Source organism: Acinetobacter sp. YH12096 (genome assembly GCF_013419215.1).
Classification (GTDB): domain Bacteria; phylum Pseudomonadota; class Gammaproteobacteria; order Pseudomonadales; family Moraxellaceae; genus Acinetobacter; species Acinetobacter amyesii.
This window is the reverse complement of sequence record NZ_VPAM01000050.1, coordinates 1-18,800: the sequence shown is the minus strand read 5'-3', so window position 1 is coordinate 18,800 and position 18,800 is coordinate 1. Positions and strand designations below refer to the sequence as shown.

General features: G+C 41.1%; 17 protein-coding genes and 1 pseudogene. 8 read left to right on the top strand and 10 right to left on the bottom strand.

Features of this window, described 5'->3' with window-relative positions:
- From tuf to rimI, 3 genes and pseudogenes are all read left to right on the top strand, one after another.
- Window positions 1-290, top strand: a pseudogene (gene tuf, locus FTU36_RS15435) (elongation factor Tu); the annotation flags it as partial.
- A 218-nt stretch (window positions 291-508) separates the two neighbouring features.
- Complete coding sequence (locus FTU36_RS15430; protein ID WP_180063871.1) at window positions 509-1,390, top strand: metal-dependent hydrolase; 882 nt, start codon at window positions 509-511, stop codon at window positions 1,388-1,390.
- Window positions 1,391-1,507: 117 nt separating this feature from the next.
- The gene (gene rimI / locus FTU36_RS15425) at window positions 1,508-1,966 is read left to right on the top strand and encodes a ribosomal protein S18-alanine N-acetyltransferase (RefSeq protein WP_111885277.1); all 459 of its coding nucleotides are present in this window, start codon (window positions 1,508-1,510) and stop codon (window positions 1,964-1,966) included.
- 85 nt (window positions 1,967-2,051) lie between these two features.
- On the opposite strand, the gene FTU36_RS15420 is transcribed toward rimI, so the two are convergent.
- The 3 genes from FTU36_RS15420 to trxB all read right to left on the bottom strand — a co-directional run bounded on the left by FTU36_RS15420 (window position 2,052) and on the right by trxB (window position 4,687).
- A complete protein-coding gene (locus FTU36_RS15420) occupies window positions 2,052-2,867 on the bottom strand; it encodes an arginyltransferase (protein WP_078190044.1) in 816 nt (271 codons plus the stop codon).
- The gene (gene aat, locus FTU36_RS15415; protein ID WP_180118462.1) at window positions 2,864-3,622 is read right to left on the bottom strand and encodes a leucyl/phenylalanyl-tRNA--protein transferase; all 759 of its coding nucleotides are present in this window, start codon (window positions 3,620-3,622) and stop codon (window positions 2,864-2,866) included. The genes FTU36_RS15420 and aat overlap by 4 nt, the downstream gene beginning before the upstream one ends.
- 111 nt (window positions 3,623-3,733) lie before the next feature.
- The gene (gene trxB, locus FTU36_RS15410; protein ID WP_180118460.1) at window positions 3,734-4,687 is read right to left on the bottom strand and encodes a thioredoxin-disulfide reductase; all 954 of its coding nucleotides are present in this window, start codon (window positions 4,685-4,687) and stop codon (window positions 3,734-3,736) included.
- A 253-nt stretch (window positions 4,688-4,940) separates the two neighbouring features.
- Here trxB and FTU36_RS15405 point away from each other — a divergent pair, with 253 nt between their 5' ends.
- Window positions 4,941-8,054, top strand: coding sequence for a DNA translocase FtsK (locus FTU36_RS15405; RefSeq protein WP_180055306.1), 3,114 nt, complete (start codon window positions 4,941-4,943; stop codon window positions 8,052-8,054).
- A gap of 42 nt (window positions 8,055-8,096) precedes the next feature.
- Here FTU36_RS15405 and FTU36_RS15400 read toward each other — a convergent pair whose 3' ends face one another.
- Window positions 8,097-8,993 (bottom strand): LysR family transcriptional regulator, encoded by an 897-nt coding sequence (locus tag FTU36_RS15400; RefSeq protein WP_180118464.1) that lies wholly within the window; start codon window positions 8,991-8,993, stop codon window positions 8,097-8,099.
- A 104-nt stretch (window positions 8,994-9,097) separates the two neighbouring features.
- On the opposite strand from FTU36_RS15400, the gene FTU36_RS15395 reads away from it, so the two are divergent.
- Window positions 9,098-10,000, top strand: coding sequence for an AEC family transporter (locus FTU36_RS15395; RefSeq protein ID WP_180118458.1), 903 nt, complete (start codon window positions 9,098-9,100; stop codon window positions 9,998-10,000).
- A gap of 79 nt (window positions 10,001-10,079) precedes the next feature.
- On the opposite strand, the gene FTU36_RS15390 is transcribed toward FTU36_RS15395, so the two are convergent.
- The 6 genes from FTU36_RS15390 to FTU36_RS15365 form a co-directional block, all read right to left on the bottom strand.
- Window positions 10,080-10,367 (bottom strand): PA4642 family protein, encoded by a 288-nt coding sequence (locus FTU36_RS15390; RefSeq protein WP_067766167.1) that lies wholly within the window; start codon window positions 10,365-10,367, stop codon window positions 10,080-10,082.
- A 288-nt stretch (window positions 10,368-10,655) separates the two neighbouring features.
- A complete protein-coding gene (gene minE, locus FTU36_RS15385) occupies window positions 10,656-10,928 on the bottom strand; it encodes a cell division topological specificity factor MinE (RefSeq protein WP_078190039.1) in 273 nt (90 codons plus the stop codon).
- Window positions 10,929-10,930: 2 nt separating this feature from the next.
- Complete coding sequence (minD, locus tag FTU36_RS15380) at window positions 10,931-11,743, bottom strand: septum site-determining protein MinD (protein ID WP_067670152.1); 813 nt, start codon at window positions 11,741-11,743, stop codon at window positions 10,931-10,933.
- Between the two features lie 65 nt (window positions 11,744-11,808).
- Entirely contained in the window at window positions 11,809-12,528 is a 720-nt protein-coding gene (gene minC, locus FTU36_RS15375) for a septum site-determining protein MinC (protein ID WP_180118456.1), read from the bottom strand.
- Window positions 12,529-12,653: 125 nt separating this feature from the next.
- Entirely contained in the window at window positions 12,654-13,718 is a 1,065-nt protein-coding gene (locus FTU36_RS15370; protein ID WP_373683471.1) for a preprotein translocase subunit SecA, read from the bottom strand.
- Between the two features lie 15 nt (window positions 13,719-13,733).
- Entirely contained in the window at window positions 13,734-14,657 is a 924-nt protein-coding gene (locus FTU36_RS15365) for an acyltransferase (RefSeq protein WP_180063877.1), read from the bottom strand.
- A 247-nt stretch (window positions 14,658-14,904) separates the two neighbouring features.
- On the opposite strand from FTU36_RS15365, the gene FTU36_RS15360 reads away from it, so the two are divergent.
- The 3 genes from FTU36_RS15360 to dut all read left to right on the top strand — a co-directional run bounded on the left by FTU36_RS15360 (window position 14,905) and on the right by dut (window position 18,231).
- Window positions 14,905-15,537 carry an OmpA family protein gene (locus FTU36_RS15360; RefSeq protein WP_078190036.1) on the top strand — a complete coding sequence of 211 codons (633 nt, stop codon included), beginning with the start codon at window positions 14,905-14,907 and terminating at the stop codon, window positions 15,535-15,537.
- Window positions 15,538-15,674: 137 nt separating this feature from the next.
- On the top strand, window positions 15,675-17,714 hold the full coding sequence (locus tag FTU36_RS15355; RefSeq protein WP_078193107.1) for a UvrD-helicase domain-containing protein: 2,040 nt from the start codon (window positions 15,675-15,677) through the stop codon (window positions 17,712-17,714).
- Between the two features lie 64 nt (window positions 17,715-17,778).
- On the top strand, window positions 17,779-18,231 hold the full coding sequence (gene dut, locus FTU36_RS15350; RefSeq protein WP_180110805.1) for a dUTP diphosphatase: 453 nt from the start codon (window positions 17,779-17,781) through the stop codon (window positions 18,229-18,231).
- Window positions 18,232-18,800 lie beyond the last annotated feature (569 nt).

Sequence of the window (18,800 nt, the reverse complement as noted above, 5' to 3'; positions counted from 1 at the left end):
TCAAACCGCATACTAAATTCGACGCAGAAGTATACGTACTTTCTAAAGACGAAGGTGGTCGTCATACTCCATTCCTTAACGGTTACCGTCCACAGTTCTACTTCCGTACAACTGACGTAACTGGTGCGATCGCGCTTAAAGAAGGCGTTGAAATGGTTATGCCTGGTGACAACGTAGAAATGTCAGTAGAATTAATCCACCCAATCGCAATGGATGCTGGCTTACGCTTCGCGATCCGTGAAGGTGGCCGTACAGTTGGTGCGGGTGTAGTTTCTAAAGTTACTGCATAATCACTAAATGTGTGTAAAAAAAGCGCCTCTTTGAGGCGCTTTTTTTTATGCTTATTCAATGTGATAGGGAAATTGTCAGACAATATTTTTGAAAGCTGTCCTTTAGTGATAATTCACTGTCCTTAACTGAAATAATAACAATTAAATAAAACCGTAATATGAACTCAAGAAAACCAATAAAAAGTTTGAGTATTTAATAACTCAAAAAGGAGTTAGGCATGAACGCTAAAGTAAAGATTACTAATCGAGCAGGTGCAAGTTTCCCTGTACGTCGCATGAATTTTGAATTTGATGCGGTACCAGAGTACTGGATGAATGGCTCAGCAGGTTTGACACATTTTATGACCGCATTATCTGCTTTATTTCCAGCGGGTGAAATGTTCTTTATTGATAGTGTGCGTGCCGTACGTAAACACCCAGCAATCGCAAATAATGAAGCCCTACAAAAAGAAATTAGTGCTTTCATTGGTCAAGAAGCCATGCATACGCAAGAGCATGAGGGTTTTAATGCTTCTGCACAAAAATACGGTCATGATGTCGAAACACTTGATAAGGCAACGGGTCGTGTTATCCAAGGTGTGCGCAAAGTCTTTGCACGTATTGGTAAACCTGTTGGCATTACTCAAGAAATGGTGGATCTAACCGCAACCACGGCACTTGAGCATTTCACTGCAACCATTGCTTCACAGTTATTAGTTAACCCGCATATTCAAGCTTTAATGACAGATGAAACCATGAAAAATATGTGGTTGTGGCATGCGATTGAAGAAAATGAACATAAAGCCGTGGCTTATGATGTTTTTGAAGGTGTCTTTGGTCAGGGAATAAAGGCCTACGCACTCCGTACAGGTTCATTGATTGGCGCAATGGTGACTTTATTCTTCGTACAAAGTTATTTTGTCGCTCGTTTATTAAAAGAAGATAACAAGCTTAATTTTGAAGCATTAAAAGATATTTATACCTATGGTTATAGCCCTTCAAAAGGCATCATCACTGGTATGGGGAAAGAAATGCTGATGTATTTTAAACCCGGTTTTCACCCGAATGATTTAGATACTTCAGGTTTGTTAAAAACGTGGAAAGCATATTTGGGGCTCTAATCACAGCGCTGTGGTGACTTTTTGAGAAGGGCGATGTAAATCGCTCTTTTTTTTATTCAACTTTATAGACAAACTTTTTATAATGCGCATACCCTAGCTATAGAAAGATAAACGAAGATGATTCGTTTGATGCAAGACGCTGATGTCCAGCAGGTTTACGATATCGAGCGCCGCGTACAAAGCCATCCTTGGACCATAAAACAATTTCAAGAATCGATTGCTGCCTATCAAAGTACGGTGATTGAGCGACAAGGAAAAGTTGTAGGTTTTTGCATTTTACAACCCGTTTTAGATGAAGCAAATTTATTGTTAATGGCGATCGATCCGAGCCAGCAAGGCAAAGGATTAGGTTTTCAATTACTCGATGAATCTATTGCCTTACTCAAAAATAACCCCATTCAAATCTTCTTAGAAGTGCGAGAAGGTAATCAACCAGCGATCCGTTTATATGAAAAAGCGGATTTTCATCAAATCGATTTGCGAAAGAATTATTATCCAAATGCCGATGGAACTCGTGAGCACGCCATTATTATGGTGAAGACTTGTGGTGATGATTTTGCAGCTTTATTTAAATAAAAGCGGTGAAGAGTGATCAAATTTAAAGAAAGCATTCGTGAATAAACGGATGCTATTTTATTGAATATCTTTTGTTTGATCCCTTTTATTTAATAATAGGATTGTTCCAGCCGGAAGGTAAGGTGGTCATCAGGGAATCCCCCAGTTGGCTAATTTCTTCTTGGGTTAGTGGTCGGTTGAGTCGACGCCATTGTCCATCAAGCAGAAGTTCCAGTGGAATATACTGAGATTTATAATTCATTTTTTGCGAATCGGGTACCCAATAGCCCAAGTAGACATATTGCAGTCCAAGCTTTTGTGCATGCTCGATTTGTTTCAGAATGGCAAAAGTCCCTAGGGAGCGACGGCTTTCATCAGGATCAAAAAAGGTATATACCGCTGAAATACCATCATCAAGTGGATCACAGGTAGATACACTGATCAGTTGCTCATCTAACCACAGCTCTAAAAAGAAACTGTCAGTGCAGCTATTAATTAAAAATTTTTCAAATTGATCTTGGCTAGGTGGGTACATATCACCATCAGCATGCCGCTCATTAATGTAGCGTTCGTACAGCGCATAATGCTTTGCATCGGCATCTTGAGGGCGGCTAATTTTCACCGTTAAATCTTGATTCCGTTTCCACGCTTTTTTTTGCACGCTGTTCATTTGAAATTCATGAACAGGAACGCGAGAGGACAAACATTGGCGACAAAGATGACATTCAGGGCGATAGACAAAATCACCACTACGACGAAAACCCATTCGGGAAAGTTCAGATAATGTGACCACATCAATACGATGGACCGGGTCCAAAAAGACCATTCGAGCAGATTTATTTTCTAAGTAGCTACAATCATGCGGAGGCGTGATGTAGTACTGTAATTCGTTCAACAGGGACTTTGGTTGATAGGAATTCATCGTAATATCCCTCTTTTATTGTCATGCGCGCTGAGACTCGCCCATTGCGCTATTGTTTTACTTGAAAATACACTGTCCTGATACTTTTTCCAATCGATTGATGGTTGTTTAACAACATCTTGTAACGAATTAAGGTATTGTTGGCGAGAAAGTGTACTCGCACCTAAACTTAAGAGATGATCGTTGACTAATTGGCAATCAATCCATGGCAACTGATTCTCTTCCCCAATAAGCATTAAGGTGTAAAACGCCATTTTAGAGACATCTGTTCGTGTACTAAACATAGACTCACCAAAGCAGCCATGGCCAATATTGACGCCATAGAGGCCTCCGACAACAATCTCATTTTCCCAAACTTCAATGCTATAAGCATAGCCTGCTTCAAATAGCGCAGAATATCCCTGAATGATATCTTCTGAAATCCATGTTTCATTGGCATAACTACGTGGCAGTGAACATGAGAGAATCACAGTTTCAAACGCACGATTAATGGTGATCTTATAGTCCATTTTTTTCATTGTGCGTAATAAGGATTTGCTCGGACGATAGTCCTGCGGTCGAATAATGCAGCGGGGTTCAGGACACCACCAACAAATCGGATCACCTTCACTAAACCACGGGAAAAGACCATGGCTATAGGCTTCAAACAATGTGGAAGGAGAGAGGTCAGCACCGATGCAAATTAAGCCTTCACTATCAGGATCGCATTCAACTGGATCGGGGAAAGTAAATTCAGAAGGAGGGAGTATCGGCATGCCAAGCTTCTTATTGAGGTACACGGATATTTATCATACATAAAAAAGCCGACCATTAGGTCGGCTAATTTTTTAAAACTATTTAGCTAAGCAAATGACTGAAGCAAAAGATTATTCACCGAGTGCATCAAGGTATTTTTCTGCGTCGAGTGCAGCCATACAGCCTGAACCTGCAGAAGTAATCGCTTGACGGTAAATGCTGTCGGCAATATCACCCGCAGCAAATACACCCGGAATAGATGTTTGTGTTGCATTACCCGCAGTTCCGCTTTGAACTTGGATGTAGCCATCACGTAGGTTCAATTGACCATCAAAAATACCGCTGTTTGGTTTGTGACCAATCGCTACAAACATACCAGTGACATCAACATTTTGAGTTGAATCATCTTGCGTAGATTTAATACGTACAGAAGTCACACCGGTGTTATCGCCAATGACTTCATCCACTTGGTGATTCCAAATAATACTGATTTTACCTTCTTTTTCTTTTGCAAAAAGATGATCTTGCAGAATTTTCTCTGAACGTAAAGTGTCACGACGGTGTACAAGAGTGACATGAGAAGCAATGTTTGAAAGATACAGCGCTTCTTCCACAGCAGTATTACCGCCGCCGACAACCATAACTTTTTGGTTTTTGTAGAAGAACCCGTCACATGTTGCACATGCACTCACGCCTTGACCCATGAAAGCAGCTTCTGATTCAAGACCTAAATATTGTGCAGTTGCACCTGTACAAATAATCAATGCATCACAAGTAAACTCTTCCATATCGCCTTTAAGCACGAACGGACGAACATTGAGATCTACTTCGTTGATATGGTCATACACAATTTCTGTGCCAAAACGTTCAGCATGCGCTTGCATTTGTTCCATTAGGGCAGGGCCTGTTAAACCTTCTGCACCACCTGGCCAGTTGTCTACTTCTGTCGTTGTAGTCAATTGACCGCCTAATTGAATACCTGCGATGAGTGTCGGTTTCAGGTTTGCACGGGCAGCGTATACCGCAGCGCTATAACCTGCAGGACCAGAACCTAAAATAATTAGACGTGAGTGACGAGCGCTCATCCGTAGAATCCTTTTTTTATATGATAATTTGTGGAATTATACGTCAAAGTTTGAAACGATTGTGTGAGATTAAAGTCGATATTATTGATCATCGAAATCGTTTTGAGCTATATAGAATAAAGTTAACAACTATACTTAAATTATCTTGCATCTTTTTTATTGAACAGGTGCATAATAACAGGTTTAGATTCAGCCCATTTTTGTTGTGGGTAATGACAAAAACATTCATGAAGAATTGGTTACAGGAACGTATATGACAGCGGTGTCGGGTGCATATGCACAGCGCTTAATAATGACATTATTCCTTGTTTCATTTGGGATATATCTGTTCCTTGCAACAGTCACATATACGCCATTTGATCCGGGATGGATGCATTTATCCAGTGATACTCAGCAAGTTTCAAATGCCAGCGGCGTCGCAGGTGCATGGATAGCTGACTTACTCTATGGATTTTTAGGTTGGGCAAGTCTGCTGATACCTGTCTATTTATTTCTCGAAGCAATTCAAGTGTGGTGGCCACGTAGTTTTCTAAACCGTCCATTTCGCTATGCCGCTCAGTTCTTTATTTTACTGGCAACTTCAAGTTTACTTTTCCTGTTTTGGAATGTCCCTGAAGATACTTTAGAAAATGCATCGGGCGGGATCATTGGCTATGAACTGGGTCAAAGTCTTGAACAAATATTAACGGTCTATGGTGCAGCAATATTTCTTATTGCATTTTGGATCATGTTGTTCACTTTGGCCTTTGGCATTAAGTGGAATAAGACATGGGCAACCATGAAATCCACACCAGCTTATCTGCAAGATTTGTTCTATCGTAATGTCCCTGAAGGCGATACCGCTTTTGACCGTACAGTGCCAACGACTAAAAAAGAGAGTGCTGCTGCGCATGCATCAAAAGTGGTTGCACCAGTAACACCAGCCGATGAACATCATGCGGTCGATGTCGATCCTGTGGTACGTGATCGCGTCGCTGAACGTTTATTTGATGATATTGCCGATAAAGAATGGGCAGACAAAGAATGGAACGCACAACATTCATCTGCAGTCGACTTGGCAGAGACTGCTACACCATCTGATGAAGATTTTGAACATACCTTGGCGAAAGTGCATCAGCTTGAACAAGATCAACAACGTGTTGTTGCAACAGGTGAAGTTTGGCGCGCATTACATTCCAATGATGACCAACGCCACAAACAAGATATTGATGCTTTACTGAAAGCTGCAGAAGAAGAGCAGCCTGCCAATCAAACTGAATATTTCAACAAAACAGCAGATGTGCATTCGACTTCTCCGACAGAAGCGGTGACAGCGGCTAAAAAATCAGTAGATTGGGATGATGATGAGATCTTTGATGAGCTGTTAGCGGCTGTCCCGAATAGTAAAACAGCGACGGATGTACATAGCCCATTTAATACAGCGCAAAGTGAAAGTCCTGCAACGCATTCAAATGACTTTGCTACAGGTGCTGCTGCCACACTTGCAGGTTTAGGTGTAGCTGCTGCACAGATTACACCGCTGACCACACAAAAAAATATCAGTGCTGAAACTGAATTTAATGATCTCGATGATTTGCTGGTTGAAGAAGCAGAGCGAGCGATAGAACAGGCGCAGCCGGTTCGTACAACCAGTAGTTACGCGCAATCTACGCCTTTGGTTCGTGCTGAAATCAATACGCAGCCGCAGACTTTTGTATCTGATGATGAAAAAGCCTTAATCAGCTCGAATAAAGATGCTTTCCGTGAAGTGTGGCAAGAAACGGCGGGCAAACCTGAAGACATCGATTTAGATCTCGAAGATGATTTTGACTTTGATGCTCCTTTAACCGATGCCTCTGGTCGTCCAATGTCACGTGCGATGCAAGTGGCACAAAAACGCTTGGATTTACCGACTTTGCCGGGCTTGGAAATCTTAGATCCGGTTGATCCGAACAAGAAAGTCAATTTCACTGCAGAGCAATTGTCTCGCTTGTCTGAACTTTTAGAAATTAAACTGCAAGAGTTTAATGTCAAAGCCAAAGTTGTAGAGGCACAGCCGGGACCAGTCGTAACACGTTTTGAACTTGATTTAGCACCTGGTGTGAAAGCGTCGAAAGTGACCAATATTTCACGTGACTTGGCACGTTCGATGTCTATGGCCTCTGTACGTGTGGTGGAAGTGATTCCAGGTAAACCCTATATCGGGATTGAAGTTCCGAATAGTTCACGTGAAATGGTTCGACTTATTGAGCTGTTAGAAACGCCGGCATACCGTGATCCAAATGCCTTACTTAGTATGGCGATGGGTAAAGACATTTCGGGTAATCCTGTTTTGGCAGATTTGGCGAAAGCACCGCATATGTTGGTGGCAGGTACTACGGGTTCTGGTAAGTCAGTCGCAGTCAATGCCATGTTGTTGTCGATGTTGTTGAAATATACACCTGAGCAACTGCGACTCATCATGATTGACCCGAAACAGTTGGAACTTGCTAACTATAACGATATTCCACATTTATTAACGCCTGTTGTAACTGACATGAAAGATGCGGTGAGTGCATTGAACTGGTGTGTGAATGAAATGGAGCGTCGTTATAAGCTGATGTCTTTGATGAAAGTGCGTAAGCTGACTGACTTTAACCGCAAAATTGAAGAAGCAATGGCCAACGGGGAAGATCTAATCGATCCAACTTGGAAGCCAGATGACTCAGCAACGCAAAGTCGTGCGCCACGTTTACAGCCTATGCCGTTGATCGTAATTGTTGCCGACGAATTTGCCGACATGATCATGCAAGTGGGTAAAAAAGCTGAAGAAATGATTACCCGTCTTGCACAAAAATCACGTGCAGCAGGGATTCATTTGCTGTTGGCGACACAGCGTCCAACCGTAGATGTAGTAACAGGTTTGATCAAAGCCAATATTCCAACCCGTGCTGCGCTACGTGTCAACAGTAAACTGGATTCACGTACTATCTTAGATGCTGGTGGTGCAGAAGACTTACTGGGTCATGGTGATATGTTGTTCCTCGGACCGGGTAAAATTGAACCTGAACGAGTACATGGCGCGTTTATTTCAGACGATGAAGTGAACCGTATTTGTGATGCATGGCGTGAGCGCGGTGAACCGAATTATGTCGATGAAATCCTCACGCCTTATGATGAAGAGCCGACATCTCGCGGTTTTGAAGATGGTGATGGTGGATCAGACCGTGATGCGCTGTATGATCAATGTGTTAGTTTCGTTTTGGAAACACGTAAAGCATCGACCTCATCTTTACAGCGTAAATTCAGTCTCGGCTATAACCGTGCTGCACGGATTATTGATCAGATGGAAGAAAATGGCATCGTCAGTGGGATGGGGCCAAATGGTAAACGAGATATCTTGGTCTAAGTCCTAAAACAAAAAAACCTGCTTCGGCAGGTTTTTTTATTTTTAGATTGAGAACTCATCTTGGTAGAACATGGACTGGGCCAGTTCGATAAAGGCTTTGCAAGCCGGGCTCATGAGTTTTTGATTTTTTACGGCGAGTCCAATCTGCCGTTGGGTATTTGGAAAGAGTGGACGTTTAACCACATGTGGATGTAGCGCCAACAGCTCAGTAGGCATCGCCATATCCGCAACAATAGCAATCCCTTCCTGTAAATTCACCATGTTTAAAATGGTTAACAGTTGCGACATTTGATAGGTGATTTTAGGTTGTATTTGGTGTTGTTTAAGCAGTTTCTCGACATGGGACTGGCTACCTGCACGGGTCATAATAAAGGGGTAGTTTTGTAGGTCTTGGATTTTTAAATGACTGTGTTTGGAAACTGAATAACTATCTGGAATCAAGGCAATGAAAATGTCTTGGATTAAAGGGAAAGTGAACAGCTGCGGCTTAGGGAGTACGGCAAAACCAACATCAATCTGACGCTCAGAAATCCAACGAGACACTTCTGCATCGGTACCTTCTTCGACATAGATCTCAATATGCGGATAACGTTCTCGATACGCCTTTAATAGCTCTGGAAGCAGATGAATCGAACTAGAAGAACCAAAAGAACCAATTCTCAGTATTCCTTGTTGAATACCATGTGCGGCATGCACTTCTTGTTGCATGATTTGTGCGGTATTGATGACTTCTTTGGCATGCAGCAATAACTGCTGACCAATGTGGGTCAGGCTTATTTCGCCTTGCTCACGGCTAAATAAGCTGACATTCCAATGTTGCTCTAAACACTTTAATGCATGAGAGACAGCCGACTGAGTAATTCCCAGTTGCCGAGCAGCGAGAGTAAAGCTTTGTTGTTCTGCGACTTTAATAAAAATTTCAAGCTGAGAAAATGTCATTGCCATGAGTAATTACTCATTTTGTTATGAGTCTAGATGAGAATTATATTGTGCTACATAAATGGTTAAAGATGAAATAGCTACTTTATTTCAAGGCGTACAGCATGAATATCGTCGTCGCATTGTTTCCCCTCGTTGCATTAATCGCGATGGGCTATGTGCTTAAATACACACAGTTTGTTCAGGATGAATTTTGGGCAAATTCAGAAAAACTCAATTACTACGTTTTATTTCCTGTGCTGCTATTTTTGAATGTATCAGCCGTGCAATTGGATATGAACACTGTTTCACGAATGTTGACAGTACTGGTTGCGGGCACCTGTTTGATCAGCATCGTGTTGTGGGGGATCAAGCAGTTTATGCATATCCCCGTGCAGCGTTTTGGCGTGTATATCCAAAGTCATATTCGTTTTAATACCTATATTGGCTTGTCATTAATGGGGGCGCTGTTTGGCTCAGAAGGCATGCAAATGTTTGCGATGTTGATTGCTGTGGCTGTTCCTTTGGTGAATATCATTTCTGTCCTGTCTTTTTCCAATATCAGCGTTAAACAGCTTGGACAAACCTGTATTTCTATCGCGAAAAATCCGCTCATTCTAGGTTGTGTTGTCGGTGTTTTATTTAATTTATCAGGTCTCACTTTATTTAATGGTTTACCCGAGCTGCTAAAAATATTGGCGGCAATGAGTTTGCCTTTGGGTTTATTGTCTGTGGGAGCGGCATTACAGTTTCAGCAAATGCGCGCCGATCTGCGTCGTTTAAGTTTAAATACGATAGGGCGTCTCATGTTAATGCCATGTATTGCTTATCTATTGAGTACTTGGATGGGTCTGACTGATTTTGAGCGAATGATTTTAGTGGTCTTTTTTGCTTTGCCAACTGCATCATCGTCTTATATTTTGACACGCTATTATCAAGGTGATTCACAACTGATGGCGGCCATTATTAGTGTACAAACCATTGGTTTTGGCTTGATGTTTCCATTGCTCATGTTGATCGTGCATTGATTATGATGATATTCAATAACGCCGGTATTAAATAAGATAAAAAAGCCCGCATCATGCGGGCTTTTTTTGGTACTCGAAATTAAGCAAATTTTGCCAATACTTCGAGGAAACCTGCGCTTTGACGTGGATATTGAGCAATCACGTCATGAATACGCTGACCTTCAGGATTAGTTGCGTTCACATCACGGCCATCGGCAACGAATTGAGTCAAAAGACGCTCATAGTCATTTGGACGCATATGTTTGAAAGCATGGTAAAGCACGTGAAAGTCGCCATTCACTCCTTCAGGAGGAAGCTGAGTAAGGTAGGCAAATACACGCTCATCTGACCATTCTTCGTTGAACGTTGCTGGCTGAGATAATGCCATCGCAATCTCCTTGCTGGTTTAAAAATACAAAAAGGCAAATATGAGTACGCAAGTAAAATAGTTTTATTCGCCGTCTCTAAGTTAAGCGACTCATTTTATGGTTGGATCAAAAGTTATTTTTTTTATCCCGTTTACTCGAAGCAAAGCTTTTGATCTAACAAAGGAATAAAACTAATCCAGCCCACTCGAAGCAAAGCTTCTCATCTTGCGGCTGGGTAAAGCAGCGCTTTACTGATCCAGCCTCACATTTTGCCTTGATTCAATTTACTTGGCTAATCAGAATTCAGATTAACGTTCTTCAGGCAAATTGATATTCATTTCAAGCATTTCAATATTCGCTTCAGAACGAACAGACATTTGAATATGTTGCTCATCTACACCACGAACATAGCGGTTTACCACTTGCATGATTTCTTTTTTCATCATGTCGATCTTGTCTTGGCTGAGGCGTTTACCTAGACCATTTTCAGATGCCACGATGACTTTTAAACGATCTTTTGCCGTTTGTGCGCTTGACGGTTTCTCATCGCTGCTAAAAAGTTTACTCCAAAATCCTGCCATGATTACGCTCCAAATAGACGTGCTAACCAACCCTTAGGTTTTACCGTAATGTGACGGTAAGGGCGCTCTTCACCAAGGAAACGTGCAACAAGGTCATCATATGCTTGGCCAGCCGCTTCTTCTGTAAACAGAATCACTGGTTTACCTTCGTTCGATGCTTGTAGAACGCTTTTACATTCAGGAATAACACCTAAAGTCGGTACGCGTAAAATATCTTTTGAAATGTCATCAATCGTCAACATCTCTTGTTTATCCGCACGTTCTGGATTGAAACGTGTAATACAGAGATGCTTACGGATACGACCTTCGTTTTGTTCTACTTTTTTGGTTTTGCTGTCGAGCATACCAATAATACGGTCTGAGTCACGTACCGAAGAAATTTCTGGGTTCGTCACAATGATCGCTTCATCAGCATGATACATTGCTAAAATTGCACCACGTTCGATACCCGCAGGTGAGTCACAAATAATGTAATCGAACTCTTGAGAAAGTTCGTCCATTACACGAGCTACACCTTCATCTGTTAACGCGTCTTTATCACGTGTTTGAGATGCTGGCAAAATGTAGAGATTTTCAATATCTTTATCGCGAATAAGCGCTTGTTGTAATCGAGCTTCGTTATTCAATACGTTTACAAAGTCATATACAACGCGGCGTTCACAGCCCATGATCAAGTCAAGGTTACGTAAACCCACATCAAAGTCGATCACAACAGTTTTGTGGCCGCGAAGGGCTAAACCTGTTGCAAAAGATGCGCTTGTAGTTGTTTTACCTACGCCACCTTTACCTGATGTTACGACAACAATTTTCGCCACCGAATCCACTCCTGTTATGGTTTAAATCCCCTTTTTTAATTAGGGGTTTGGTGATTATTTATACATTAAAATTGCAAAGCTTCAAATACTAGCTCTTGCTGGTCATTCAAATAAATATGTACGGGCTGTTTGACCACATGAGGTGGAATATCATCAGCGACACAGTAAGTCCCTGCAATTGAAACTAATTCAGCTTCTAATGAATGACAGAAAATACGTGCAGCCGTGTTCCCACCAGCTCCGGCAATGACTCTACCACGAGCACTACCATAAATATGTATATTTCCTGAAGCAATTACTTCTGAACCGCTATTAATACCAGCATTAATAATGATATCGCCATGGTCTTGGACTAAACATTGACCTGTACGCAAGATTTCATTGTGATACGACGTAGCATGACGAATGGTCGGTACTTCGACTGCAGCAATTTTATCTTCGGTTTTTTCTTCTGCAGGTGCGGGTTCTTCAACCACTTGTTCGCGTGTCGGTTTAACTTGTTGTAGTTTGCGATCCGCAGGAACTACGGGAAATTGGATAGCACGTGCTTGGTCCGATAGCGAACCTTCAGTGACACCAATCGGTTGAATTTCAATACTAATAAGTAGTTGAATCAGTGCAATTAGTTCTTGATCAACCGTACTTTCAATCACGGCTAATGTTCCGGGTGGAAAAGCCTTTTGGAACATTGGAGTAAGTTGCTGGCGGATCGCATCATGATCATTGGTATCGAGGTGAATGCGAATCGCATTGACCATTTTGCCTTTTATCCGTATATCAGCCATATTGAATCCTTGAGACTTCTAACTATTACTTTTGTGCCGAAGTAGTTATGTTGTAAATAGAGCAAATCCTAGAACAATTTGCATGAATACTCTAGCGGAGTTCGCAATTATTTTTGACTAAGTGTTTATTCTGTAGCTTGGTCCTGTTCCTGCATAATCTGCTGCCACTGTTTTACTTTCACTTGCTTACGAATAGCCTCTAGACTTTCAAAAACCGCAGAGCGAACCAACTCATCCAACTGGACATTATTTTCGATTTCAATACGGCTAACACGCTGTGAAATGTCTAAATATAGATTGGGTTTTTGAGCCGTAGATGTATTGGGATAAGCCAATGGGGAAATTAAACCTTGGGTAATATTTTCACCCAAACGTTGCCCGATACTTTGAATCTGCTGTTCAATGCGGCTGCCAACGATTGGCACTAAGCGCAATAGCTGCGTGAGCTCGGGGGTATCTTCAATGGCCTGACTGACGATTTGTCCGACATTTTTGGCGATCAATTCACGTTCAGTACGTAGCTCTTTGCTTAAATTTTCTTGCAAAATCTCAGCTAAAACTTGGGTGAACATCTCACGGTGATGCTGCACAAGATTACTAATTAGGTCTTTATGGGTTGTACTGGTATTGAGCTCATGCTTAACACCATCTAACACGGTAAGTACCACACGATCTGACAGTTCTTCCATCACGACTCGATAGTAGAACAATGCCTTTTTCTGCCATGCAGAAGGCACGATTTGATAGCCCATTTCATACAGTCGATAAGCAATAATGCCCGCACGAAATAAACGCAGGAAACGTAAATGCGGCACAATAGCTAAAATTTCGTACCAATGTATAAACGGGAAGAAGAACCAGCGCTGATGGTGCTTGTTGATGATGGCAATCGCCCAGCGCACCAACAATTCTACAATCAAAAAGATAATGAACCACGCTTCGGTAGTAATCACCCATGGATGTAAATGTTCACGGTAAAAACTCAGCACATCGGGCAGGTGGATACTGTTAAAGAACCAACTGCCAAGATTGCTCATGAGGAAAAAGTTCATGCACAGGCAGAACAAGTTAAAAACAATAATAAACACCATGAATATGTCATAAATCAAAAACAGTTTGAATGACCAACTGTTTGGATTGACATGATGATATTTAGATTTCTTGTTTTGCGGCATGCTGTTCTGCGACATAAAACTTCTTCTTAATTATTCAGTAACTGAGTATTTAGCTTTCATACGAGTAATGAGTTGGTCTTTCTCCGTCCACAGCTCATCCACCCAATGCTGAAATTTTTCACGGAATTCTGCATCATCTTCATAGTTGCCGCCATGCACCCACGTTGGAATTTCAATTTTACGTAAATCCACGGCGATACGTGGAACTTCACCTAGCCAAAATTCGCCATAACCTGGTGCACCATTTGGATAGACGATGGTCATATCTACGAGAGCATCAACTTGATCCCCTAAAATATTGAGTGCCAGTGCTAAACCACCCGCTTTTGGCTTAAGAAGGTTTTGATACGGTGACTGCTGCTGCGCATGCTTTTCAGGGGTAAAGCGAGTGCCTTCCAAATAGTTCAGCAGGGTAAAAGGCTGGCTCAATAACTGTTCACAAGATTTACGCGCTTCTTCCATATCTCGATATTTAAGTTCAGGATTTTTCGCGATTTGTTCTTTGCTATGACGTTTCATCATTGGGAAGCCTAAAATTTTAAAAGCTTGTCCAACAAATGGAATGAAAATGAGTTCCCATTTGGTAAAGAAACGCGTCAGTGGCATACGGGTTAAACCAAAATATTGGTTAACTGTTGTATCGACCCAACTCTGATGGTTACAGGTCATGAGATAGCGACCATGCAAATTTAAGTCGAGGCCTTCATCGATGGTGATATCCCATTTTGTGTTGGGTAAAACGTGATCAATTAACCAGTTATTGACCGTGAGCCAACTGTTGGTAATTTTTATGTTGGTTTCATCAACCTTTTTTGATTTTTTAAAGAGTTTGGTTAGACCAAGGGCTAGTACAGGAGGACCATGGAAAAAAGTACTGCCTGTCATAACTGAACCGACGGTAAGTCCTTTGCTAATTTTTTTTAGTGTCGGTTGCTTATTTGTTTGAGATGACATATAAAAAGTCCTAGCGGAAATTGTCCAAATAATGATTGATTCTAATAAATATAGTTCGAGTTGATTAAATAAAAAAGGGCATCTGCAGAACTGTGAAGAAATTGTGATGGAATTAACAAATAAATCTCGTATTCATATTACAAATTGTAACTAAACGTTTTATTATTAACAAAAAATCAATGGTTCAGCCATTTGTTTTACTTCATCATTTCAACCATACAACAAAACACAAAGAAGGAGGCATGCAATGCGTGCACTAGTAATTTCGGCAGTAGTTGGGGCAATGGCACTTACTGGTTGTCAAAACATGGAATATGACAAAGCAGCAATCGGTACTGGTCTAGGTGCTCTTTTAGGCGCTGGTATTGCTTATTCTAATGCTGATAAAGACAAAATGGGTCAAGCAGCAGCAATTGGTGCTGTAGTTGGCGCGGGTGCTGGTCTTCTTCTTGATAAGAAAGAACAACGTCTTAAACAAGAATTGGCTGGTACTGGTGTTGACGTAGGTCGTAATCCAGATGGTTCGATCAACCTTGTTATGCCATCAGTAACTTTCGCAACTAACTCTTCAACTATTCAATCTCAGTTCCAATCTGCGTTGAATGACGTTGCTAAAGTATTGCGTGAAGACGGTACTGCAAACAAACTTGCAATCGTTGTACACGGTCACACAGATAACACAGGTTCTGATGCGATCAACAACCCACTTTCTCAAAACCGTGCAAACTCAGTGAAAAACTACCTAGCGTCTCAAGGTATTTCTTCAACTCGTATTACTGCACGTGGTTACGGTTCAACTTCTCCAGTAGCGGATAACTCAACTGCTGCAGGTCGTGAACAAAACCGTCGCGTAGAAATCTCAGTTTACGAAACTAAATAAGTTTTAGTTCGAAACGAAAGGCCACCCTCGGGTGGCTTTTTTTATGGCATTTTTAATGACCGATAAAATACATTTTGCATTAGGCAAGATCGTTTCAGATGACTATAATCATCCTCGAATTAATAAGAGGAAAGACTATGTCACTGGCAAGTCAGTTGAACGACAAGCAACTTGAAGCAATGAAATACACTCAAGGACCCTTGTTAGTACTTGCAGGGGCAGGTTCAGGCAAAACATCGGTGATTACCCGTAAAATTGCCTATTTGGTGAAGCATTGTGGTATTCCTGCGCACCGCATCACCGCGATGACCTTTACCAATAAGGCCGCGCGAGAAATGAAAGAGCGTGTGACGAAGCTGATGAGCCGTGAAGAGGCAAAAGGGCTGTCGGTTTCTACATTCCATAACTTCGGGCTAAACATGCTCCGTTTGGAATTAAAAAATACACCACTAAAAAATAACTTTTCTATTTTAGATGCAGATGACTGCAAACGCATTTTGATGGATTTAATGCATCGCGACAATTTATCCGGTGCAGAAAGTAAAGAGCTGATTGCCAAAGCCATGAAAATGATTTCAGATTGGAAAAACGATCTGATTCCACCTGAGCAAGCGCATACCACCTGTGAAACAGCAGAAGACGTTCAGTTTGCACATCTGTATCAACTGTATGAGCGTAATTTACGTGCCTACAATGCTGTGGATTTTGATGATTTGATTGTCATGCCGACGCGCTTATTACAAGAAAATGCAGAAGTGCGTGATCGTTGGCAGAATCGAATCCGCTATTTATTGGTCGACGAATATCAAGATACCAACACCGCGCAATATATTTTGGTGAAATTACTCGTGGGTGTTATGGGACAGTTCACCGCGGTAGGTGATGATGACCAATCGATTTATGCATGGCGTGGTGCTAAGCCTGAGAATATGGCTTTATTGAAGGAAGATTTCCGTAATCTGAAAGTGATTAAGCTTGAGCAAAACTATCGCTCGACCAGTCGTATTTTAAAAGCTGCCAATACAGTTATTGGCAATAACCCACATATTTTCGATAAAAAGCTTTGGTCAGATAAAGGCCATGGTGAAGTGATCCGCGTGATTACTTGTCGTAATGACGATGATGAATCAGAACGCGTGGTAAAAGACTTGATTACGCACAAGCTGATGAACGGTAAAAATTGGAAAGACTACGCCATTTTATACCGTGGTAATTTCCAAGCGCGTGCTCTAGAGACACAGCTACGCCAAATGCAGATCCCGTATAAATTATCGGGTGGTCAGTCTTTCTTCGCTCGTGCTGAAATTAAGGACTTGATGAGCTACTTACGTTTGATCATCAACCCTGAAGATGACAGTGCATTTTTACGAATTATCAATACGCCAAAACGTGCGATTGGTCCTGTGACTTTGGAAAAGCTTGGCTTATTTGCGCAGGAAAGTAATTTATCCTTACTCAGTGCAGCAGGTGACCAGCGCTTAAGCATGGCGATTCCGAAAAAAGCCACAACCCAATTGGCCGAATTTGCGGACTTTATTTCGACCTTTACTCGTGAATTATTAGAAGATGATGAACCTGTTCCGATCATTCGTCGCATGATGATTGAAGCAGGTTATATCGACTATGTTAAAGAATCTGCAGCTACTCCTGCGCAGGAAAAAACCAAACTGGATAATATTGAAGTGCTATATAGCAGTATTCAAAGTTTGATAAACCGCGCTGAAGATGTAGATGAAAAGAACATTGAAAGTGTGATTCGTAAAATGGTGCTGCTCGATATGTTAGAACAGCAACAAGAAGAAGAAGACACCGATAAAGTCAATTTGTTAACACTTCATGCGTCGAAAGGTCTGGAATTTCCATTCGTTTATTTGATTGGTCTGGAAGAAGAAATTCTACCGCATAAAAACTCCATTGCTGCTGACACGGTCGAGGAAGAACGACGTTTGATGTACGTGGGGATTACTCGTGCACGTCAAGGCTTAACTATGACTCTAGCAGAGCAACGTAAAGCCGGTGGTCAAATGCGACAAATGACACCAAGCCGTTTCTTGGACGAACTGCCACAAGATGAATTGGAGTGGTTAGGCCGCAAGAAAAAGCTGGCAGGGGATATCGATCCTAAACAGCAAGCACAGCATTATTTAGAAAATTTACGCGCGCTGATTAAGCGTTAAAGCTTAAAGCGTAGAATATTTTATTTATTTTTTGAAATTCGTTTTATTGAAACAGGAATGAACCATGAAAGTTCAAGTTAAAGTTCTCGACACACGTTTAGGTACGGAATGGCCAATGCCAACTTATGCCACAGCAGGTTCGGCAGGTCTTGATCTCCGTGCATGTGTAGAAGAAACCACCGTAATTGAACCGGGTCAAACTGTTCTGGTAAAAACAGGCCTATCGATTTATATCGAAGACACTAACTTTGCAGGTTTAATTTTGCCGCGTTCAGGCTTAGGTCATAAACACGGAATCGTGTTGGGTAACTTGGTCGGTTTGATTGATTCAGACTACCAAGGTGAATTGATGGTATCTGTTTGGAACCGTAGCCAAACTACATTTAGCCTAGAGCCGGGTGAGCGTTTAGCACAATATGTTTTAGTGCCAGTTGTACAAGCTCAGTTTGATATTGTAGATGAGTTTGAAGCCACTGAACGTGGTGCAGGCGGTTTTGGTCATACAGGTAAAAACTAATCAGCGCGAGACTTTTGATCCAGTGTGTTGACAAGTAAAATGCCTATAATCAAGTAGCGAATAAAAAACCATCCTCGTGATGGTTTTTATTTATATCATTTTATTTAAATTTTAATTTATTCAAAATCAAATCGATATTTAGAGTATTTAGGCTTTTATCAAGATCGTTTATAGAGTTACATCGAAAATTTAATTCTGATGAAATTACTCGGTTTATATTTTAATAGAGAAGAATAAATTGAGCCTTGTTTTTTGATTTAAATTTGATCAATTTACTATATTTGTACAGAGTGGAATAGGAGTTTAAAAATATTTGAAAAGTAAAATAAATATAGATGAACGGGTGGTTTGATATTTTTTAAATTGTAAATTAATGATTTATATATAAAAATAATTTGTGGAAAATAGAAGTTTTGGGATTAATTTTTAAGTTTTTGATCAGTAGATCTCTTTCATAAATCAAAAAACGATCTTCTTTTTGGTTAATATTTGCACTCCGGATTTCTTAGCATTCGTGCATAATCTGCGGATGAAATACATCGATTCAAACAAGCTTTCTGATCCTCAGT